Here is a 22,134-nt window from a genome sequence, read left to right as displayed (position 1 = left end):
CGTGTTGTGGGAGTTGCGCTGGGTCACTGGTAGCGCCCGACGATATCGGTGGTTGCTGCCGCCGGCAGCTCGGGCGGCGGGACCAGCCGGTCTTTCCAGCGCCCGATGTCGAGCAGTCGAGCCGCCAGGTCGCTGGCGCTTCCCGGCTCGAAGTAGAGCCCGGTCTCGCCGTCGCGCACCTTTTCCGCCATGCCGCCGATGCGGCTGCAGAGGATGGGCTTGCCGACGGCAAGCGCCTCCTGGATGACGACGGGCGAGTTCTCCCACCAGACGGAGGGGACGATGATCCAGTCGTACTCGGCCATGAGTTCGAGGACGCGGTCGTTCTGGTAGGCACCGCGGAGCGAAACGCAGTCCTTCACCGCGCCATGCAGCCGCGCGAACTTCTCCTGGAACCAGGGCTCCTGGATCTCCAGGTTGGCGCCGTGCAGGCCGACATGGAAGGCCGCCCTCTCCTCCTCGTCGAGGAGCGACAGGGCTTCCAGCAGCACGTCCACCCCCTTGTAGGGATTGATCTGGCCGAAGAAGCCGATACGCAGCCGTGGTCCGCGGCGCCGGGGGCGGCGCCTGTCCCTGCCGCGGTAGCCGTCGGTCTCGATCAAGGCGGGCTCGGGATCGGGTTCCGGCGGCGGCACGGGCGGCATGGCGGCGACGCGCTCGCGCACCCTCCTGGCCGCAGCCAGCACCTCCAGCGCCAGCGGGTTCTCGACGACGCTGATGCGGTCCGCAGGCACGCCCCAGGCCACGTAGCGGTCGGCAAGGAAACGGCTTGGCGCGATGAAGTGGTCGACGAAGCCGAAGAACGCCTTGAACATCTTCTCGCGCAGGAAGAACTTGCCCGGCGTGAAATCCGGGAAGCATGCCGCGCATTCGGCCGGCGAGGACACCGTGCACAGCCGCCCGTTGGTCTTCAGCATCTGCCCCTGCCGGTGGCAGATCGCGATGAATTCGTGGATCGTGAAGATCACGCGCACACCGCGCTTCTTCAGGATCTCGAAGAGCTCGATACCCCAGAAGGCGAAATGGTGGACATGGGCGACGTCCGGCTTGAAGCGGGCGAGCACCGCGTCGACGATCTCCTCCAGCCGCGCGTAATCGAGCGCCGTGTGGGTGAAGGGATCGAGGCCCGGCGGGCAGGCCAGCAATTCGTCCTGCCGCCCGCGGAAGGCGCCGAGGAAGGCGCTGTGGCCGATCGCGTCGCCGGGCGCCCGGGCCAGGAAGACGGCCTCCTCCACCCCGGCCGCGGTGCGGATGTGCTGGAAGAGCGAGTATGCCGCCCGCTCGCCGCCGCCGGCGGAGATGTCGGGATGGGCGTGTGAGATGACGAGGACTTTCATTCCGCGGCCGCCGGGTAGTCGATTGCGGGAGACTTGCGATCGGCGACGATGCCCGCCGCCGCGTCGTCGAGCGCCGTCTTCCAGCGCCGGTTGAAGGTGATGCAGTTCAGGTACATGACCACCTCGCGGAACGAGACCTCGCCCATCATGCGGATGGACTGGCGCTCGAGGTGATAGATGCCAGGCTCGCGCACGATGCCGGTGGGCAGGCCGAGTTCGGCGATGCGCAGGCAGAGGTCCGCATCCTCGAAGTCGCCGCGCACATAGATTTCATCGAAGCCGCCGACGCGGTTGAAGAGCTCGCGGCCGACCATCAGCAGGGCGCCGGTCGCGGCCGGGGCCCTGGCGATCTCGCCGGGAATTGCCGGGCGTGGCGGCAGGCCCTTGCCAGGATGCTCGACGAGGTAGAGGTCGTGCACGTCGGGGTGGGTCTGGAAGGCCAGTCCGTCATGCTGGATCGTGCCGTCCTCGTACAGCAGGCGGAACCCGATGGCGCCGAACTCTCCCCCGTCGAGCGCCGCGACGGCCCGCTCCAGCGGCCCGGCATCGTCGACCCAGATGTCGGAGTTCATGAAGAGCAGGTAGTCGCCCTCGGCGATCGAGGCGGCGATGTTGTTGGACGGGCCGTAGCCGTAGTTCTCGTGGTTGACGACGAGGCGGGTGCGGTTGCGCAGCAGCGGGGCGCGGCGGCGCAGATAGGTCTCAAGGTTCCGCCTGAGCGAAGGATCGTCGCAGACGAAGATCCACTCCACCGTTTCGGAGAACCACATCTGCATCGTGGTCAGGTGGCGGATGAACATGTCCTCCTTGTAGAAGGGGACGATGATGCTCAGGTCGGGCCTGACGGCGAGTGGCTTGACGTCGATGACCGTCCAGGCCGGCTCCTTGCGCGGCTCATGCATGAACGGACGGTAGAGCCGGTCGGCAGCTGCCGGCGCAACGAACCGCCCGCCGCCTTCCACGGCATTGATGCGGGCGAAGAGCCCTGCCATGTCGGAGTTCGCCTCGGTCCCGGCCGTGAAGAAGGCGGTGAGGCGCCCGCCGTCGAACGATCCGGCGAGAATGTGCCTTGCATGGGCGCCGGCGCAGGAGAAGACCGCGATCATGCCGTGGTCTTCGGTGGCCACGGGATGACCGATACGGCGCAGGTGCTGCGTCACGTCCGGCCGCGGGAAGAACAGGGCATCGCCGGGCCCGACGAAGGCGGCACCGTCGCCCGAGAGGAACGCGATCTGCCGCTGCCGGGCGTTGGCGATCCAGCCGTCGCAGGCGAGGCCATGCCCGGCCCGGGCGACGGCATCGACATGGGCCTCGAGGCGCGGGAGTCCTTCGAAGCCCGACATCGCCGCGTGGAAAAGGCGGGCGGCAGCCTGCGGTACGATGCCGGCCGCCGTCGCGTGCCCGACGCACTGAACGGCTTCCGCGTTCACTTCGCCGCCGATCTGCCCGACTGTCGTGCCTGGGCCGGCGTAGGCCGCCACCTCGTGGCCGTCGACGAGAAGCCGCCAGCGCGTTTCCTCGTCGGGAGCGATGCCCGGCAAGCGCGTCCGGTCCAGGCTGACGACGAAGCCGAAGCGCTGGTCGGCGCTGCCCCCGTTGGCCGCCCGCAAGGACGCGACCACGTCAGGCCTGTCCACTCTCGCAAGGCCTTCGAGGGGAAGAAGATGGGTCGCTCCCTGCAGGTCCACCTCGACCTCGCCCCTTTCCAAGGGCGGCATGCTCCAGCCCTCGAGGAGAATGCGGTTTGCGAAGTAGACGATCCGGTCGATGCAGGCTTGTCGGCGTTTCGGCCGGTCGTTCATCGTGCCACCTGTCTATTCTGTCTACGCGTTCAAGGGCGCAGCATTTGATTCTATTTCGACGAACTCTGGCGCCTTGGTCAGTGCCTTTTGCAGGCTTTCCTTGACCGTTTCCGCAGAGGTCAGCGCGACGATCGTCCTTCTGACCTCTTCGATGACGCTATCGTTCGTCGTGTTCCCGTTGTGTAGCTCCAATATTGCTTTTGAAAACGCTTCGGCCCCATTAACGGTCCACCCTTGTATTGTAGTCATTCTTGGTAAACCCTCGGCTGCGCATTCCGACATGAGGCATGGAACCCCGGAGGCAAGGCTGAAAAGCACCTTTCCCTTCAGCCCCGCCCCGAAGCGAAGGGGCGCGACGGTGAGGCGGACACGCGACAGCACCCCGTCGTGCAGATCCGGTACCCAGCCGGGCATCTCGATGCCTTTCCGGCCCGCGGCGAAGCCGTCAGGCAGCCCCGCCCCTGCCAGGATCAGCCTGATGCCGGGGTCCTCGCGGTGCACGAGAGGCATGATCTCGTCGACGAGGAAGCGCGCAGCATCGAGGTTGGGGGCGTGCGCATAGCTGCCGATGAAGGCGATGCCCGAGCGATCGTCGCGCAGCCGCTCGATGGGGCGCGCCTCGACCGTCCAGGGAACGACGAAGACACGCTCGGGCGCGATTTCCGCGGACAGGATGCGGGCCTCTTCGCCCGAGTGGGTGATGACGGCGTCTGACTGCGCGGCGAGCGCCATCTCCTCCACCCGCAGCGCTTCTGAGGCGGCCAGCCTCTCCGGATCCCCGGTCACCTCGGCCTCGCGCCGGTCGCGCAGGAAATGCAGGTCGGCGACCGAGAAGACGATCCGGGCGCGTGGTGCGAGTTCGCGCGCGATTGGCAGGTAGCCGCGGGCGTTCGGCAACCGGTGAATGTAGACGACGTCCAGTTCCGGACCCAACTGCCGCAGCACGTCGGCGGGGCCGGAAACGAAGGGCGCGTGCCAGCACGCAACACCCATCGCCTGCAAAGGCGCCATGGCGCGTTCATCCCGATCCGGCGGTCCTCCGGGGACAAAGGACACGTCGTAACCGAGCGAAATCATCGCGCGGATATGCGAAACGACCGCGGCGGAGCCAGCGTCCCGATCCGGTGTCGGCCAGGAATGATCGATGACGAGCGCACGCATCGCCTTGCCCCGCAGCCCCGGACGCTCCCCAGGATGAGGCGCGGACAGCTGTTCGGCCCAATGCTTCGCGAAGCGCGCGGACGCGTCGGCATGGCGCAGACGCCCGGAGACATGGCCGCCGGTCAGCACGGCCTCCGCCGAGATGGCGGTCGCGAAGCGGGCTCGCGGATCAATGATCGCGATGCGGCCGGCCTTGCGGGCGCGCATGGCGAGATCCGCACCGGCATGGGCGCCGTCGCCGCTCTCCTCGTCACACCCACCGATCCGGGTCCAGAGCGCCTTCTCGATCATCAGGGCGAGCGCCGGTACGGCGTCGACCTCGCACCGCCGTGCCGAGAGAGGGTCATCCGGCGGCAGGCCGGCGCCGAGAACGCGCAGGATGCCAGTGGGGTCGATCGCCATTCCCGCGCAGGCCAGCTTGCCGTCGCCGCCTTCGAGGAGGCCACCGACGATTCCGGGGCGGTCCTCTGCCTCGAAGGCTGCGGCCATCGCGTCGATGGCGCCTCGCGACGGGCGGACGCCGGGATCGAGGAACAGCACGAACCTGCCCTGTGCCAGCGCCTGTCCGGCCCGCATCGCCCTTACTGGCCCGAGTGGCTGAGCCGTCCGGAACAGGCGCACCGATGCCGGCAGGACCGACCGCGCAATCATGGTCTCGTCGGTCGAGCAGTCGTCGACGAGGATCACCTCGGTCGGCACGGAAGGCGGTGCGGCCGCGATTGCCGTGATGCAGGCGTGGGCTTCGGCGAAACGGTCCCTCGACACGATGACCACCGACACGAGCGGCGAGCGCACCAGGTCCAGGCTGATTTCGGAATAGCGACGCCGAATGCTCTCGACCGCCTCGCTGAAGCTGCCGGGCGGCAAGTCCCGCGTCTCAGCAGGGCGTTGTGCCAGCACCGGCAGCCCGACCCGGAAACGCTGCGCGAGTGCCTCGTCGATGGCGCCGGCCAGCATGTGGACGAACCCGCCGAGCTCGTCGGCGTCCGCAATGGCTTGCAGGCGAGCGATGATCGTGGCGCGCAGGCGCGCGGCGTCGAGAGCGATGTCCTCGCCCGGCTTGCGGATGATCGTGGGCGATCCCGCCAGATCGACCCCTGTATCCCCGAAGCGGACCCGGACGGTATGCAGGCCGAGAGGAAGGAGGTGCGGGTCGAGCCGTAAGGTGAAGCCGTACTGGCCTGTGCCGATCCCGGCTTTCAGGAGGTCGGGCCGGTTCTCACTGGCCAGCACGCGCGACAGCACGCGATCGCCCTCCAGGAGTTCGACCGCGACGGCGCGTTCCGGGGCTGATGGGTCCCAGGCCCAGCCCTTCACGCGGCCGACCTCCACCAGGTCGACGTGCCCGCGCAACGGGCGCAGCTTCGGCTGGCCGGCATCGGGCTTGGTATCGATCGCTTGCGTCATGCCCCTGTGTTCCCGGAATTTCGTGGTCTAGAGCGAGCCCCGCCGGCGTCAGGCCGCGGCAACTCCCGTGCCCGCCACGCGGTCGATCAGCCCGAGTTGCGCGGGCAGGCAGCGCGTCCGCAGGTCGTAGCGCTCGACGATCGTGTCGCGCGCCGCCCGGCGCAGCGGAACCATGTCTGCGCGCCGTTCCAGCGCGTCGCAGACCCGGGCGGCGAGTGCCTCAGCGTTGAAAAAGTCGACCAGGAGGCCGTTGGCGCCGTCCGTGACAATTTCTTCGACTGGAGGGGTGCGGGACCCGATCACCAGCGCCCCGCAGGACATCGCTTCGAGCAGGGACCAAGACAGGACGAAGGGATAGGTCAGGTAAATGTGCGCCGTGCTGATCTGCATGGCCGCGAGGAAGGCCTCGTAGGGCAGCGGGCCCAGGAAATGGACCCGCTGGCGGTCGAGCCGTGATCCCACTTCCTCCAGCATCGTGTCGGTCCAGGACCGGCCGCGGGGCGGCTTCGTGCCGTACGACGTTCCGTCACCGCCGATCACGAGGACTTTGCAGTTGGGGCGGTTCTCTAGGATCCGCGGAAGCGCCCGCATGAAGACGTGGAAACCGCGATAGGGCTCGAGGTTTCGGGCGACATAGGTGACCACCTCGTCGTCCGGGGAGAGCACGACATCGCCGAGGTCCATCCGAACGGAGGGGTCCGGCACGGCCCGCCGTGTGTCGACTCCCTCGTGGACGACGTCCAGCCGAGCGCGAATATCCGCCGGGAAGCGGCTGGCCTGCCACTGCGTCGGCGTGACCAGGGCGTCCGAATCGACCGCGGCAAACAGCGCCGGGGCGTTCCGCGCCCGCACCCGCTCACGTGCGTCGACCCCCAGGGGCGGGAACTCCGGATCGAAGTTCACGTCGGCGCCGTCGAAGCTGAAATAGAACTCCAGGTAGGAGACGATCCGGGCGTGCGGGAAGACGTCCCGGACGAACTGCATCTCGCCCCAGCCTGAGTGCCCGACCACGACTGCGGGATCGCAACCCTGCTCGCGCAGCGAACGGCAAACAGCGGCGACCGCCAGCGCGCGACGCGTCTCCACGGCACCGCGGCGCACGACCGGCTCAAGCCCGTCGAGACCGTCCGCGTCAGCGGCGTAGCGTTCCAGCCGAATGCCGGGCAAGCCCCTGGCGGTCTCTCCCCCGATGGAGAAGACCTTCCAGCGACCCGACCGCGCCAGTGCCTTGGCAAGGTGTACGAACTGGCCCGGAAAATTGATGTGAATGAATAAAATGTCTCGCATCTTCCCCCCGTCGAGCGTATCAACAAATCATCTTATGATCACTTTCATCGACGTTAAATTGTACTGCTGTCGAGGCGGCGATCTGTGTAACTCCCACTTCACCATAGGATATTCTTTACTTCCGGTTCTGCTGCATTCTCTTTGACCGGAGCCGGGCGCTGCCTATCCTCAGCTCTTCGGGCGCGCCGCATCCGCCGCTCAGCCCTCACATCACGGACCAATCCGGGGACCCCATGACCGAACGCTTCGCGACCGTCCTGCTGCCCGTGAAGAAGGGGTTGCACGTGCTGCGCTACGTGTCGGCCACCGACATGATGCGGCCCCCGCGCATTCTCGTGCTCGGCAAGCCCGGTGCTGCCGAGGGCATAGAGATGCTGTTCTCTCCGGACGTCTCGGAGCAGGTTCTGTCCCGCTTCGACGACTGCGTCGCCATCAGGGCCTCGCAACCGGCCACGCTCATGGTCACGTCGATCGCGGACCCGTTGTGCGTTTCGACGGACGTCGAACTGAAGCTGGAGCCAATCGGCAGGCCGGAAGTCCGCCCGCCTGCGGCCGCGAACCAGCAGGCGCCTGCCGAGGCCGCCATTTCCTCCGGGCGCTTCATCCTCGAAGGCCATCTGAACAAGCAGGGTGATGCCCGGGCCGGCGCTTCCGGCTGGCTCGGCTCGGTCGGAGGCGACGACAGGCTGGAAGCGTTCTCGCTCTCCTGGATCGAGTCGATCAAGGGCGTGAGGCTGTCCTACGGCTGCGAAATGCCCGGGCGTGGCCGGCACATGGCGCGTGTGCCGGGCCAGATGGTGGGAACGAAGGGCCAGGCCACACCCATCACGCGCGTCTTCTTCGAGTTGAACGGCTCGCAGGCCGACGGCTACGAGTTCGTTGCCACGGCTGTGTTCAAGGGCATGCCGGCGCGAACCGTCACCGGGCGGACGGTCGAGATCGCCGGGCCGACCGGACACGAGGCTCTCACCGGCTTGCGGGTCGACCTCAAGCCCCGCGAGGCCGCAGCATTGGCCGAGCCCGCGCCGGAGACGGAAGCGGCCCCTCCGGCTGCCTCGCCCGAGCCTGTGCCCGCCCGGGGCCGCGTCAGGGTCTTCCGCGCCGCCAACATCGCGCGCTAGGAGCAATCCCTTGCTGTCCCAACCGGCCGACCTCCGGCCGGAGGCCGACCCCGTGCAGGCCTGCCACGAGACCGCGCCCGGCGCGGTGCTCGAGCGGGTGTGCCTGCACGTGGGCTGCGGCCACCGCCATGCCGACAAGCTCCACCCTGCCTTCCGGGGTACAGCATGGCGCGAGCTGCGCCTCGACATTGATCCGTCGGTGTCCCCTGATGTCGTGGCATCGATCGCCGATCTCGGCTGCATCGCGGACGGCAGCGTCGATGCGGTGTGGTCGTCACACAATCTCGAACATCTCTACGAACACGAAGTCCGCAGGGCACTGCGCGAGTTCGTCCGCGTTTTGAAGCCGTCCGGCTTTCTCCTGTGCACGACGCCGGATCTCGTGCGGGTCGCGGCGGAGATCGCGGCGGGCCGGCTCGAAGACACGCTCTACCTGGCGCCGGCCGGGCCCGTGACTCCGGTGGACGTGCTGTTCGGGCTCCGCAGCGCCGTTTCTGCGGGCAACGCCTTCATGGCTCACCGCACCGGCTTTTCCGCCGAGCGGCTCGGCCGACTGTTGCTGGAGGCCGGCTTCGAGGAAGCGCGCACCTGGGAGGGCCGCGTCTTCGATCTTTGGGGGCTGGGCCTGAAGCCCGGCACGGACACCGCGGAACTCACCGCCTTCTTTCCGGTGTGAGCGCCCGGGCGCTCCCAAAACTCCCCAATCGGCCTTCGCTACCCCGCAAATGAAAAGGGGCCGCCCCGCGGGACGGCCCCTCTCCGTTTCGACTGTCCTGGCCGCGTCAGGCGGCCCTGCGCAGCGGCTCCGGCTGCGGCAGCCCTTCGAGAACGGCGCGGAGAGCGTCGCCCCCTGTCGCGAGCGGATAGGGCCGCTCGAACTCGCCAGCGGCGTTCGGCTGCACGGCGTCCTCCGACCCGTAGAGGTCGACGTATTCGCGCCAGTTCACGAACATGCGGCGGCTGTTGTGGTTGGCGAACGTCTCCGTTGCCGCACCGTTTGCGAAGATCACGTCGGCTGTGTCGAGCTCGACGTGGAAGTACTCGATCAGCTCCAGGCTGGTGTCCCGGGTGATCGTGTCGCCGTTGACCAGATCTTCGGCGCGCACGAAGACGCCGTCGAAGAACATGGCATGCTTACCCGAAACTGTGAGATCCCGGTGCGGCACGCCGAGGCCGAGGGCACCCGCGCTGATGAGCACGGGGTTTGCCTCGGAGTTCCGGCCGATGAACCGGCGCTTGTAGGAGCGCCGGCCGATCCACTTCACGGGGCGCTCGACCCCGCCCAGCGTCGAGACGAGGTCGCCGATGGCGAGCGTCTCGACGGGTACTTCACCTGCAGGCGTCAGGATCGCCGTCCCCCGCACGAAGCAGGCAACGAGCAGGTTTTCCTTGGTGAGTTCAGCCTCGGTCACACCCTTGAGAAGGATGCGAACGTTGATGTTCGCGTCGGTCGAGTAGACCTCGACACCCTGCGAGGTGGCATTGAACGCCAGGTGGTTCCTGGTGAGGCCGGTGATGCCGGTCAGGTCGAGCGTATCCTCCGATGGATTGAAGTCCTGGATGATGTCGCTGCCCGAGTTGGCACCGTCGTAGACGAACGTGTCCTTGCCCCGGCCGCCGGACAGGAGATCGCTCCCTGCCCCGCCGCTGATGACGTCGTCACCGGCTCCGCCACGGATCGTGTCGTTGCCGGCATCGCCTGAAATCGCATCGTTTCCGGCGCCTCCGAGGAGGTAGTCGTTGTCATCCCCACCGAAGATGTCGTCCTGTCCGGCGCCGCCGATGATGGTGTCGTCTCCGCCGCCACCAAAGAGCGCGTCGTCACCGTCCTTTCCGATGATGCGATCCGCCTCGTCCGTTCCGAAGATGTAGTCGTCCTCGTCATCGCTTCCGATGTATGTGGCCATGATCGTGTTCCTTGAACTCTAGAACGCTGTGATCGAAGGCGATCAGGTCGTGGTGGTGTCGATGTGGATGCCGATGTGGTCGTCGGCCGCGGAGATCTTGGTCACCAAGTCGGCGACGATCTTGGCCTTGCTCCAATTCGGCAGTGACGACACGTAGCTGTCCACGTCGGCGCTCTTCCAGGCACCCGCTGAACCGTCGAACAGGTTGCCGATCACCTCGGTGACAAAGGTCTTCTTGGCTGCGGCGCTCGTGAGGTCGGCCCCACCCAGGTCCGTGTCACCGTCCAGCTTGTCGACCATGGTCTTGGCGATGTTCTCGAGCGAGTCGCCATTGTTGAGGGCGACGAGCGCGCTCTTGTAGTCGGCCGCCGTCGGGTCCTGGTTGTTCACGGCCTGGAACAGCCTGGCCAACGCGGCCTGGTGGTCGGACGCCACCGTGATCAGAACGCTGTCATCGCTCAGTTGCGTGTATTCGACATTGCCGATCTGGTCGCCGGTCTCGGAGCTGACCCAAGCGTGACCGACATAGTGGAAGTCGGCCTTTGCGCCATCGACCACCGCGACGTCGAAACCCGAGCCGCCGTCGATCGTGGCGTCGCCGCCACCACCGATGATGCTGTCGTCGCCGCGCTCGCCTGACAGATGATCCGCGCCACCGCCACCGTAGATGGTGTCGTTGCCGCGGCCTGCCAGGACAATGTCGTCGCCGTCGCCAGACATGATCAGGTCGTTGCCTTTCCCGGTCTGGACGAAGTTGTCGCCAGCACCGGCATCGACAATCTGAGCGGAGCTGCCGCTGATGGTGATGCTGTCATCGCCGGCGGTGAGTCCGATGAAATGCGACTTGCTGCCGGCCAGATCGAGGTCCACATCCTCGACAGATTTGTCGAAGAGAATGATCCGGGCGTTGTCCAGCGCCGTCTGACTTGTACTGTCGGCCGCGTTGTATGTGGAGATATAGGCGGCGTCGTAGCCGGAGTCGTCGAAGTTCTCGCCGTAAAGATCGAGATTCTTGATATCTACCTGACCAACCTTGCCGGTCTGGTCCGGCGCAGAGTTGAGAAGTGCGTGCTCAAAGGCATCGCTGTAATTCTGCGCGTGTACGAAGTCTGCGAACGAACCGAGCGCAGACCCCTTGTCGAGGTTATACTGGAGAGCCATCTGCTTGCCTTTCCCGATATTTCAGGTTTTTTGATAAGTTTTATTCTTGTTATGATTTTGTTGTTCTTGTTAGTGCGACGTACAATCGGGCCTCAGGAATTAACGCGCAGTAACTTTGGCTTCTCAGGTTGCATACATTGGCGATATTTCTTTCTGACTCACAACCAATCTACGCGATGCAACGAAAACGCTCGTTTATTGTTTGCTTAGGCCGATAAATTACTTCGGAGTTGCTGAGCATCGCTATTCTGCCGTTCGCGCCAAACGAAGCGCGCGGCGGGATGGATCCCCGCCGCGCGCCGCCTTCGATCAGCTCTACCTCGACGCTGTATGCCGGCCCGTCAGCGCTCGCGCATGCCGGAGCGCAGCCGTTCGACGAGCGGGCCGATCAGGTACTGGATGGCCGTGCGCTCGCCGGTTGCGATGACGACATCGGCGGCCATGCCGGCCAGGATCCGGTCACGGTACCAGGGCTCGATCTTGTCGTAGTCGACGGCGATCTCGGCCGCGAAGTAGGGCTGAGCATTCGGGTTGCGGTCATCCGTCACGCGATCCCGCGACAGCCTCCGGACAGTGCCGAAGAAGAGCGGCGGCTTGGTGCTGGAGAAGGACGGAAAGCGGATCTCGGCCTTGTCGCCGATATGTACGGTGTCGACGTCGATCGGATTGACCTGGGCCCGTATCACGAGCTGGTCGGCCACGGGAGCGACCTCCATCAGCGGATCGCCCGGCCTGATCACGCCACCCACCGTGAACACTTTTGTACCCTGGATCACCCCGGTCTGCGGGGCCACGATGTCGACGCGCCGCAGGATGTCGTGCTGGACGGAGAGCTTTTCCCGCAGTTCCGCGATGTTGCGCCGGACGTTGGGAAGATCCTTGCTGACGTTTTCGAGAAACTGCTGCTTCAGCTGGGCGATCTGCATCCGTGTCTCGCCGATGGACTGCTCGGTCTTGGCCAGGTCCGCCTGTGCCCGGCCGACCGCGCCGCCGAGCCGGGAGCGTTCTCGCTCCAGCGCGAGCACACGCGGCAGCTGGACGAGGTTCTTCTCCAGCAGGCTGCGGAGGCCGACGAGTTCCCGCTCGATGGTGGCCAGTTGCTCCTCATTGGCCTGGTTCTCGCGCTGCGTGCCGGTGATCACCTCGCTCAGCTGGCCGATGCGCGCCTCGAGGATCGCCTGCTGGGCCGTCACGTTCGAGTTGCGCTCGCGGAACTGGGCGAGCTGGTCGGCAATCGCGCGCGCGATCATCGGGTCGTCCTGCTCACGCGTCACCTCGGGCGGGAAGGCGACGGTTTCAGCGCCATCCCGCTCGGCGACGAGCCGGGCCTCTTCGGCGAGCGTGGCCGCCAGCTGCTTTTCGATGACGCGGGCCGAAGCTCTCGCCTGCGTATCGTCCAGCCGGACGAGAAGCTGGCCCTTTTGAACCAGGTCTCCGTCGCGGGCCAGGATCTCCTTCACGATGCCGCCTTCGAGGTGCTGGACAGTCTTGCGGCTGGATTCCACCGCGACGACACCTGGCGCCACGGCGCCGGAGTCCAGACGTGCCGTGAAGGCCCAGGCTCCGCCCAGCCCGAACACGCAGAGGATCACGATCCAGGACTGGCGGACGAGCCGGCTCCAGTCGGCGTGGGGCGCGAGGTCTGGCGTAGCGTGGTCGGTGCTGGCCGTCATGAGCCGGTCCTCGTGCGGAGCGCTGCGGGAATCCAGGTCTGCGGCCCGGTGCGTCCCTGGGCTGCCTCGACCGTGGTCTTGGGAGGGGGTGCCATCATGGGCACGACGTTGCGCATGCCGAGCTGCCCCATCACCTCCTCCCGCGTGCCGTAGAGCCGCGCGGTCCCCTCGGACATCAGCAGGATGCGGTCGACCTGGGAGATCATGTTGGAGCGGTGGGTGACGATGACGACCGTCGAGCCCGCGCGCTTGAGGTGGCGGATCGCCTCCACCAGACACTCCTCCCCGATGGTGTCGAGGCTCGCATTGGGCTCGTCGAGAACGATCAGGGGAGGCGTGCCGAAGACGGCCCGCGCGAGCGCGATGCGCTGGCGCTGGCCGCCGGACAGGCGCAGGCCGCCGTCGCCGATCTCGGTGTTGTAGCCGTCGGGAAGCGACTGGATGAGGTCGTGCACGCCGGCCATCATCGCCGCCGCGATCACCTCCTCGCTGGTCGCGCTTCCGAAGCGGGCGATGTTCTCGGCCACGCTGCCTGCGAAGAGCTCGACGTCCTGCGGGATGTAGCCGATGTGGCGGCCGAGTTCCTGCGGGTCCCAGTGCGAGATCTCGTTGCCGTCGATGCGGACAGCGCCCTCCGCGGTCGGCCAGATGCCGACGAGGACGCGCGACAGGCTCGACTTGCCGGCCGCGCTGGGGCCGATGACACCCAGAACCTGCCCTGCCTCGAGCTCGAAGCTCAGCTTGCGCAGGACGGGCCGCCCGCCTCCTGGTGCGGTCGCGGTCACGTTGTCGAAGGTCACGTGCCCCGCCGGACGAGGCAGCGCCATCCGCGGCGGCAGGTCGGGAAGGCTTTCAAACAGGCGGTCGACTCGCTGGAAGGAGTATTCCGTGGAGACGAAAGACTTCCAGTTGCTGGCGAGCTGCGACATCGGCAACAAGGCCTTCGCCGCCATCACCATGGCACCGAACAGGATGTGGGCGGAGGCGAGGTTTTCAAGAACGAGGAACAGGGCGATGGCGGCAACGAGGGTTGAACCGCCAAAATTGATGGCCTGGAGACCGATACTGGCCCAGACGGCGCTCTCCCCGGCCTTTGCGTGCCAGGCGAGGCCCGCTTCGCGCAGCCGCCGCCAGCGCCCCTGGAGTTCCCCGCCCATGCCGTGGGCCTGGATCACCTCGCTGTTGCGCAGGATCGCGGTGGCGAATTCGGAGGCATGAACACTCGCCGCGGTAGCACGCAGCATCGAGTTCGCGCTCGACATGTTCTGGATGAAGCCCAGCGCAACGACACTGGCCATCAGCACGAGGGTGGCGAGGCCGATCAGCGGGTGCAACAGGCCCAGCGTGATCACAAAGAGCGGCGCGAAGCACAGGTCCACGCCGGAGGCGACGAGCTTGCCCGAGAGGTTGTCGCGGATCACGTCGAGGTCGCGCATCGCCTGGACGGGCGTCACGACGCCCTGCCCGGGCGCCCGGCCGAGCATGGCCCGGTGCACGGCGTCGAACAGCTTGCGGGACAAAGCCTGGTCGAAGGCGTAGCTGACGCTCGACAATGTGCGCGCCCGGAGGCTGCTCAGGATGGCGTAGGCGAAGCAAAGGACCACGAAAATGCCGGTCAGGAACGTCCACGTGACGACGTTCCGCGACGACAGCACGCGCTCGAATGCACCCATCATGTAGAGCGCGGGGGTGAATGCGAGGAGGTTGAGAAACAGGCTGATCGCGATGATCGAACGCATCGCCGGCCACGTTCCCCTGACGGCATCGCGCAGAGGGTTCGACTTCGCGAATATTTGTCTGATCACGACGTCGATCCTCGTGCCATCGTCAGCCTGCTTGCCCGGATCCCGGACCGGACCCGTGTGGAAGTCTCTGTGATCGAGTTACTCGTCATCCGCCGGCCTCCGGCAGGATTCGCAGATCGCGGCTCCGAGGCGGCGCCGCGAGGCCGCTGAACGGGTAGAGGTCGAGGCAGAGGCTCGGGTGGTAGAAGGGGTCGTCTGCCAGCACGTGCCCCCACCGCCGCCGCAGCTCCTCGAGTTCCTTGCGGGCGCGGGACCGCTTCTCGTGAGAGAGGTGGTCGAGGCCCCGGCTGGCGCTCTCTTTGTGCAGCAGGCGCGCCCGCGGGGTGATCAGCACCTCGCCACCCGCCGCGCCGGCCTTGAGGCAGAGGTCCACGTCGTTGAAGGCAACCGGGAAGGCGTCCTCGTCCATGCCGCCAAGGGCGAGGTAGTCGGCCCGGCGCATGAGCATGCAGGCTGCGGTCACGGCGCTCTGCCGCCGCGGGACGAGAAGCTGGTCGTCAAAGCCCCCCTCCCCGTCAATCCGGTCGTTGAAGGAGTGCGCTGCGGCGAAGTGCGGCCCCAGCACCACGCCGCCGTGCTGGACGATGCGGCTCGGCCACAGCAGCGTGGCGCCGACGACGGCGACGGACGGGTCGGCCAGCTCCAGTGCCATCTCCCGCAGCCAGGCGCCTTCAATGATCTCGACGTCGTTGTTGAGGAAGCAGACGAGCTCGTTGGAGGCGCGGGCGACGGCGAGATTGTTCAGCCGCGCGTAATTGAACGGCATGTCGGCGCGGATCACCGTGCCGCCCGCCTCGGACAGGGCCTGCAGGAAGGCCAGGGTCGCCGGCTCGCGTGAGCCGTTGTCGACCACGATCACCTCATAGGCGACGCCCTGCGTATGATGCAGCATGGTCTCGATGCAGGGCTGCAGGAGGTCGAGCCGGTCCCGTGTCGGGATGATCACCGACACCCTGTTCGCCCTAGTGTCCTCCGGCCAAGCAATGGACAGAGCGGGCCGGGCGGCGGAGGCCAGCGGTTCGACGATGGCGGCCCGTCCGCGCGCGGCTGCTTCCTCGCGAACGGCGGCGACGACATGAAGAATGCGAGCGGGCGAAGCGGCCTCGTTGACCGTGACGAGAAGCTCGGGCAGGTGCGCCACTATCTCCCCGAGGCGCCCAGCGATGCGAACCGACCGGAAAAGAAAGCTCCACAGGCTCGAAGGAGGTTGGTGTCGAAGCTCTTCGAGTACCCGGCGGGAGATGGCGAAGAGGTCGGCCGCATACGGCTGGGCGAGCAGCCGGTGGCGGTCGAAGGACGGCTTGAGGCTCGGCGCCGTCCGGCCGTCGCGCATGCGAACGACGGAGTCGGAGTAGACCACTCCGGGAAAGCGGGCATCCTCGAACGCTGCGGCGAGATGGCCGAAGGCATGGGGATCGAGGAGGGCATTGGCCTCGAGCACGACCACGATCTCGGCGCCTGCATCCGCCAGTTCGGAGGCGGCTGCCACGAAGGCTTCGCCGGAGAATGCGCCGTCGCTCCCGGCGATGCTGACAGCGACCCAGTGCGGATGCGACTGCGCACTCAGGTTGATCAGGGTCGAGCTGACGTCCGCATCGATGTCGCCGATCACTGCGACGCCGACGAGCGTCGCAGTCTCGCGCGGTGGGCGTACCGGGAAGTGGACGCGCCAGGCATCGAACTCGCCCATCGGTACGGAGGACGGCATCAGCCGGTCCAAGAGCCGGGCGCGCAGGAGATGGCCGGTCGTGCCGTCCGGGTCGATCTCGGCCGCGAGCCCTTCGAACCCCTGTCCGTGGGCGAGGACCACGCAGGGTGAGCCGGCCAATTCGGTTCCGCCCACGAGGCAGCGCACGGTGTGGACGATGCCGTCGGCGAAGCGCGCCGGCAGGCACGCATCGAAGGCAAAGCGGCCGGACGGCGCGGCCTCGTTCGGCCCGGCCTCGCGCCAGCGGTGCGGCGTGACCTGTGTGATGGGATCGCCGTCGACGAGAATGTCGATGGTCAGCGGCAACACGGGGGCGGCGACGTCGCAGGCCCAACCGGTGATGCGCAGGCCTCCCATCCAGTGCGTCTCGCCGACGATGCGCCCGGTCCCCGCAGCCGGCTCCTGCAGCTCGTCGAGCCGGAACGCACCGAGGCGGATGTCCGTATTCGCGACGTAAGCCTCGACGAGCACCGCGCCGGCGAGGCGGACGCGGTCCAGCCGTACCAGGAAGCCGTGGCATCCATCGCCGCCGAAGCGGTCGCGCAGTGTCGGGATGAAGGTTTCGGCGAGGATGAGCGACATGCTCTCCCCGTCAACGCGCACGTCGACGACAAAGCGCCGGGACGGGTCCTGCGGGTCGTAGCACCACCCCATGGCGTGCTGGCCCACCGGATGGAAGGCGCGCAGCCCCTGGGCATCGTCGTCAGAGCTATCCTGCGGAGGTGGCGGGATCACGTGTGCGGTCATGCGGCATCCAGGTTGCGCAGGCTGCGGTCGTTGCGGAGTGACAGGAAGCTCTCGACGACGAGCGCGATCTCCTCGGCGTCCCAGTTGAGGTCGAGCGTCAGCGCGTCGCGACGGGACAGCAGGTCGGCTGCTCCGCCGACCGGGTAAGCGGCGAAGGGCAGGCCCGACTGGTCGGCAATGTCGAGCGACACGTGAGCGTAGACCGGCCGGCGGAGCGTCAGGACGAGCCCGGCGCAGGGGTGGATCCTGAAGGCCTCGCGCCAGTCCTCCTCCGAATTCAGGGCGCCGGTGACGAAAATGTTCCCTGCGCGCATGAGGCCGACGTCGCGGAACGTTTCGCCGAAGACAACGAGCCCGCGCGGCGCATTCCGGCGGCGCCACGCCCGTGCCAGCCCGGCAATGGCGGCGCACGTTCCCGGCGACGCATCGCCCGGCAGGATGCCGAGCAGCGGACCCTCGAAGCCGAGCGCCATCCCCGCCGGGAAGGCGCGCGGCAGGTGGACGTGATCGAGTGTGCGGCCCGCCACGTCCGACGCGGCCGCCGGCGTGGGCAGCAGGATCCGCCGCGCCCGGGCTGACACGGCGGGCGGAACGCGTGTTCGCGCGGCCAGCGGCATGAGATCCACCGGCAGTCCCGCCGCGAAGCAGGCCTCTGCCAGCTCCGGGGAAAGTCCGGGCGATGGCGCGACGACGATCTCCTCCGCTCCAAGACGCTCTGCGACGTCGACCAGTGCGTCGGCCGGCGAAAGAGCCTGCGTCTCGGTCAGTGGCGGTACGGGAATGTCGAGGCCGGGCAGCCGGAACGACCAGTTCTGCGGGCTAAGCCCCACGGCGGAGAGGACAGCGGTTTCCAGAGCGGGCTGCTCGCGTGCTAGCCGCAGGGCGAGCGAGGCGTCGAGGCCATCCTTTCCGGTGACCACGAGCCGGCGCCCTCCGGCCCGGCGCAGGCTGGGCCAGGCCAGGGCGAGGCGCACCGGCCGAAGCGGATCGGCGGCGACGAAGGCTTCCGTCTCCGCCTCGATGTCAGGCCAGCGGCGAACGAGGGCGGCAGCATTCGACAGCACGAGGGCGCGCTTGCTCCCGCCGAAGGAGGCTTCGCCGCGATGCCCGACGAAGACGTTGGTGGCGCAAACGTTGCGGTAGCCGGCCGCTGCGACGCGGAGGCAGAAATCCACCTCTTCCAGGTAGCCGCGCTCATAGCGCGTCGCGTCGAGCGACCCGACTGCGCGAAGGGCGTCGTTGCGCACGTAGAGGCAGAAGCCGACGCCGTTGGGCATGTCGACCACCCCGCCCCCGATGCGGGCTGCCGAGGCGTCGATCTCGGCGAGGCGCGCCGGGTCCGGCATCGGGTTTGAGCGAAACGGAACGGGAAGGCTGACGAGTTCGCCATTGTTGGAGAGCGGCGTCACCGTGCCGATGTCGGGCGCGGTGCAGGCTGCTGCACGCAGCCGGTCCAGCCAGCCGGGCGGCACGCAGGTGTCCGCGTTGAGGAGGACGACGTCCTCCATGCGCACAAGCCGGAGCGCCCGGTTCACGGCGCGGATGAAGCCGACATTGTGCGGATTCCGCAGCAGCGTGATCCGCCCCTGGGCGGCCAGCCTATCGAGCAGAGCCCGGATCATCGCGTCCGGGCTGGCGTCGTCGACGACGACGATCCGCGAACGCGTCTGGGACACGGTGTCTGCGGCGAGGCTTTCGAGGCACTCGCGTGTCGCGGGCGCATCGGCGTAGATCGGCACGACGATGGTGACGTCGACCTGTTCGACGGGCGCGGGCCTCGAATGGCCGTCGAGTGCTGCGTCATCCATCAGCGGCGCGCCCCGCAGCAGTTGGCCGGAGACGGCGTCCCGCACCTCTAGGACGGCAGCGCCGACCGGCCAGCCGAGACGGAACGCCGCGTGACGGAAGCCGAGGCGGGCCCAGGCGGGATTGGTCCTTGCCTCGACAGCGAATGTCGCCTGCCGTCCGTCGGCGATGACGAGGAGGTCGCGCGCGGCATCCTCGCTGCGCCAGATGCACCAGCCCTCGATCTGCCTCCCGGTATGCCGCACCGCGCCGAAGGCCGCCGGGCCGGCGCCGCGACCGCATTGCAGTGCGACGGCGATGGCCTCGGGATCGTTGGCAGAGTGGAGCAGACCTGCCGCGAACGTCTCCGCCTCGCGGTCCTCCCCGGCGTCGAGGAGGCCGTGCAGCAGCCGTTTCTGGATGACCGGGTCTGTCGGATCCACGGAGAAGGCGCGGCGCAAGGCGGGAAGAGCTGCCAAAGGTCCGGCGAGATCACGCCTGATGGAAGCCTCGAGGAGACGGTCGGCCGCCGTTTCTCCCCCCAGCCGGCGGTACCGGGCCAGCAGCGGCAGCGCCTCGTCCGGGCGGCCCTTCGACTGCAACCAGCGCGCGAGAAGCGGAAGCGACATCCTGTGCCGCTCCTCGTCGAGGTAGAAGGTCGCGAACTCGGTGACGAAGCGTTCGACCGCAACGTGGTGGTGTCCGGAGGAGGCGTTCATCGCGTCGCTCCGATAAAGCTCGGCAGCCTTGCGCCGATCAGAAGAATTCGAGCACGCGCGCGGGAGATCTCGTTCACGGTCTGCCCGCTATGTCTTTGGGCATCGGGCACCTCCGCTACCGTGACCACCGAGGACGACACGCCATGTACAGCGCCCTGCGCCCCCTCGAGAAAGCCGCCGACCTCCGCCGCATGCCGGCCCTGGAGGACCTGCTGCCGCAGGCCAACCCCGTGTCGATCCCGGTCGCTCCGGTAGAGGTGCCTCTGCTGATGGAGCGCTACCCCATCGCATGGCGTCGGGACGGCGCTCTGTGGGACCTCGTTGCCATTACCGGCCTCGCCCCCGACCAGGAGACCTGGCGTCCAGCCCAGGGCGACAGCGGCGCCCGCGTCGTGCCGCTGGTCGTGCGCGCCTACCCGCTCGCCGTCGCGGACGGAGTTGCCGTCGACACGATGGCTGTGCTGGTCGACGAGCCCGGTCTGCTTGCGCCGACGCGGCCCGGCACAGCATTCGACGAGGCTGCCGCCGAAGCCGATCTCGACTACCGGCTGCAGGCGCTGTGGACGTTCGCCAATTCCCGGCATGCGCTGCAGGCCGCCTATGCCGACATCGAGGCCGCCGGCGGCTTCGTGACGTGGCCACTGACCTTCCGCAGCCGTACCCGCAGCATCGCCCTGGACGGCTTCTGGATCGTCGACTGGGCTTTCATCGGAACGCAGGCGCATGCCGAAATCGTCGCCAGGCACGGCTGGCTGGCTGCGAGCCTGATCTCGCTCCACCGCATCTCCACGCACCGCGTGAACGGCCTCCTGCACGATCTCGCGCGGCAGGACGCTGCCTGAGGCGGAGTCCAGGGGCGGCTGGTGGCGTCCCGGGCTCACGTCAGTCTCGCATAATCGAGGGTGTCGGAGCGATCGAGGGCAAAGCCGGTCGTCACGGCCGCAGGCGGCGCCGCCGGAACGACATCGGGCGCGGGTACGGCGCCGCCCTTCATGAGGTCGGCGATACGCCCCTCGAGATCGGTCAGGGCCGCTGCGTCGTAGTGGCCTTTGAGGAGCCGCATCGAGTAGATGGAGGCGAAGGCGAGATCGAGCGCTGACGGCGAACCAGCGGCAAGACTGGCGAGCAAGCGAGGCTGAGCCTCGACCATCCGGAGCGCGTCGACGCAGAAGAGTGCCGCCAAGCCCTGGGACATCGTCTCGGCCACGAAAGCCATGGGGACGGGCGTGATGAGCCCGGCACGCTCGAGCCTCGCGGCGTGATCCCTTAGCTCGGCCCTGCCTTTGGCTGCGTCGGCCAGCATTGCCTTGATGGTGACGAACTCCGGCGCTGGGGAGCCGTCCGGCAGGTAGAACGGCCGACCGCGCTCGCGCGCCTGCGCCAAGCCGACTGGGTCGACCTCCCACGCCTCACCGTCCGGCGCCGGGCGGAACGGATGGATCCGTAGCAGAAACGGCGAGTAGCCGCCGAGCCAGGCCCCATCGCGGGAAACGAGTGACCGGCGCAGAGCCGGATCGGTGACGACGCCGACGACGTCCCAGCCCCGAACGCTTTTGGCGAACAGGACCGGGACCTCGTGGCACACGTTGTAAAGTTCAGATGCGATCAGAGGGACGAGCTGGCGGCCGAGCGCATGTGTGAAATCGCGGCTGAAGCGATAGCGCTTGGACCGCAGCTCGTCCTCGTCACGAATCATCTGACCTCAGTTCCCGTATTTCGGCGCCCGTCCCCGCATGAGGAGAGGCGCCGGGACCTTCCTTTTTGTTGAAGTGTCCGAAAGGGACATTGAAGCCTCAGGAGTTAATTTTGCTTCATACCAACCTCTGCAATTCTTCAGCAGAGACGACAAATTCAGCTGAAATATCAGCAACTCAGGAGACTTTGACGAAACCTTGGCGTAGTATACGATGTAAACCTTCACCCGTCCTTTCCATTTACCTCCCATTTACCCACAGGTGTCGGAGATAAACAGAAAATTGCAGGCGATCACAGGCTCGCGACTGGGCTCCCGCGGGCGTCGTTCGCAGACCGCGGTCACGGGATTTTCGCTGGCTTATCTGGGCCTTAGCCAAGCCCTTGGCGATCAGCCGGCTCGTTTCGCGGCAAATGCGCGCTAACGCGGTGACGATTGCTTGAGGAATGTCATCTACGGTCCGCCGCGGGTCAACGCCATCTGCTGACCCAGTTCCCGACTTCGCCCCGGTGCATGACGCCGGGGCCTTTTTTGAGCGGGACCCTCAACCCATCAGAACGGAAAGCGCGAGCAGGAGGCATCCTGCTCCGATCAGCGCGACCGCGATGGTCTTGGCAGACTGTTCGAGGCGGCGCTGACGCGCCGAACGATGAATTGCGAATGTCGATACGCGAACGCCCGGTATCGAGGCCATCGGACCACTCCCAAGCGGCAGGATGCATGATCCTCCCACCGTCCCCCCTGCTTCGCCAGTGCAGCGAGGACACACTCGCCGGCGGGGCGGCCCTTCCGGCAGAACGTCGGCGTACAGATGGCTGATT

Annotated in this window: 15 protein-coding genes; 3 read left to right on the top strand and 12 right to left on the bottom strand. The window is 67.2% G+C overall.

The genetic code is table 11. The features are described 5' to 3' along the window. Window positions 1-23: 23 nt before the first annotated feature. The 4 genes from AC5JCN_RS27130 to AC5JCN_RS27115 are packed head-to-tail and all read right to left on the bottom strand — an operon-like array spanning window position 24 to window position 6,994. Window positions 24-1,337: a glycosyltransferase gene (locus AC5JCN_RS27130; protein WP_495758268.1), complete on the bottom strand. Its 1,314-nt coding sequence runs from the start codon at window positions 1,335-1,337 to the stop codon at window positions 24-26. Next, window positions 1,334-3,139, bottom strand: a complete 1,806-nt coding sequence (locus AC5JCN_RS27125; protein WP_495758267.1) for a glycosyltransferase family 2 protein — start codon at window positions 3,137-3,139, stop codon at window positions 1,334-1,336. The genes AC5JCN_RS27130 and AC5JCN_RS27125 overlap by 4 nt, the downstream gene beginning before the upstream one ends. A 21-nt stretch (window positions 3,140-3,160) precedes the next feature. Further along, window positions 3,161-5,707 carry a glycosyltransferase gene (locus tag AC5JCN_RS27120; RefSeq protein ID WP_495758266.1) on the bottom strand — a complete coding sequence of 849 codons (2,547 nt, stop codon included), beginning with the start codon at window positions 5,705-5,707 and terminating at the stop codon, window positions 3,161-3,163. 48 nt (window positions 5,708-5,755) lie between these two features. Then, window positions 5,756-6,994: a glycosyltransferase gene (locus tag AC5JCN_RS27115; protein ID WP_495758265.1), complete on the bottom strand. Its 1,239-nt coding sequence runs from the start codon at window positions 6,992-6,994 to the stop codon at window positions 5,756-5,758. A 233-nt stretch (window positions 6,995-7,227) separates the two neighbouring features. Here AC5JCN_RS27115 and AC5JCN_RS27110 point away from each other — a divergent pair, with 233 nt between their 5' ends. Together AC5JCN_RS27110 and AC5JCN_RS27105 are read left to right on the top strand one after the other, a co-directional pair. Continuing rightward, entirely contained in the window at window positions 7,228-8,115 is an 888-nt protein-coding gene (locus tag AC5JCN_RS27110) for a hypothetical protein (RefSeq protein WP_495758264.1), read from the top strand. 10 nt (window positions 8,116-8,125) lie between these two features. Beyond that, window positions 8,126-8,791 carry a class I SAM-dependent methyltransferase gene (locus AC5JCN_RS27105; protein WP_495758263.1) on the top strand — a complete coding sequence of 222 codons (666 nt, stop codon included), beginning with the start codon at window positions 8,126-8,128 and terminating at the stop codon, window positions 8,789-8,791. A gap of 106 nt (window positions 8,792-8,897) precedes the next feature. On the opposite strand, the gene AC5JCN_RS27100 is transcribed toward AC5JCN_RS27105, so the two are convergent. From AC5JCN_RS27100 to AC5JCN_RS27075, 6 genes are all read right to left on the bottom strand, one after another. Then, window positions 8,898-10,022, bottom strand: coding sequence for a Hint domain-containing protein (locus tag AC5JCN_RS27100; protein WP_495758262.1), 1,125 nt, complete (start codon window positions 10,020-10,022; stop codon window positions 8,898-8,900). 42 nt (window positions 10,023-10,064) lie between these two features. Continuing rightward, window positions 10,065-11,183: a calcium-binding protein gene (locus AC5JCN_RS27095; RefSeq protein ID WP_495758261.1), complete on the bottom strand. Its 1,119-nt coding sequence runs from the start codon at window positions 11,181-11,183 to the stop codon at window positions 10,065-10,067. A 341-nt stretch (window positions 11,184-11,524) separates the two neighbouring features. Beyond that, window positions 11,525-12,856, bottom strand: a complete 1,332-nt coding sequence (locus AC5JCN_RS27090) for an HlyD family type I secretion periplasmic adaptor subunit (protein WP_495758260.1) — start codon at window positions 12,854-12,856, stop codon at window positions 11,525-11,527. Further along, window positions 12,853-14,661 carry a type I secretion system permease/ATPase gene (locus tag AC5JCN_RS27085; protein ID WP_495758259.1) on the bottom strand — a complete coding sequence of 603 codons (1,809 nt, stop codon included), beginning with the start codon at window positions 14,659-14,661 and terminating at the stop codon, window positions 12,853-12,855. The genes AC5JCN_RS27090 and AC5JCN_RS27085 overlap by 4 nt, the downstream gene beginning before the upstream one ends. 85 nt (window positions 14,662-14,746) lie before the next feature. Continuing rightward, window positions 14,747-17,116 carry a glycosyltransferase family 2 protein gene (locus AC5JCN_RS27080; protein ID WP_495758258.1) on the bottom strand — a complete coding sequence of 790 codons (2,370 nt, stop codon included), beginning with the start codon at window positions 17,114-17,116 and terminating at the stop codon, window positions 14,747-14,749. Beyond that, window positions 17,113-19,620: a glycosyltransferase gene (locus AC5JCN_RS27075; RefSeq protein ID WP_495758257.1), complete on the bottom strand. Its 2,508-nt coding sequence runs from the start codon at window positions 19,618-19,620 to the stop codon at window positions 17,113-17,115. Before AC5JCN_RS27075 ends, AC5JCN_RS27080 begins: the two co-directional genes overlap by 4 nt. 143 nt (window positions 19,621-19,763) lie before the next feature. Here AC5JCN_RS27075 and AC5JCN_RS27070 point away from each other — a divergent pair, with 143 nt between their 5' ends. Next, on the top strand, window positions 19,764-20,462 hold the full coding sequence (locus AC5JCN_RS27070) for a SapC family protein (protein WP_495758256.1): 699 nt from the start codon (window positions 19,764-19,766) through the stop codon (window positions 20,460-20,462). Window positions 20,463-20,497: 35 nt separating this feature from the next. On the opposite strand, the gene AC5JCN_RS27065 is transcribed toward AC5JCN_RS27070, so the two are convergent. Together AC5JCN_RS27065 and AC5JCN_RS27060 are read right to left on the bottom strand one after the other, a co-directional pair. Then, on the bottom strand, window positions 20,498-21,316 hold the full coding sequence (locus tag AC5JCN_RS27065) for a SapC family protein (RefSeq protein WP_495758255.1): 819 nt from the start codon (window positions 21,314-21,316) through the stop codon (window positions 20,498-20,500). 541 nt (window positions 21,317-21,857) lie between these two features. After that, entirely contained in the window at window positions 21,858-22,007 is a 150-nt protein-coding gene (locus tag AC5JCN_RS27060; protein WP_495758254.1) for a hypothetical protein, read from the bottom strand. Between the last annotated feature and the right edge of the window lie 127 nt (window positions 22,008-22,134).

The organism is Alsobacter sp., from assembly GCF_059501845.1.
Note: the sequence above shows the minus strand (reverse complement) of the source record. Positions and strands in the feature narration are given on the sequence as shown.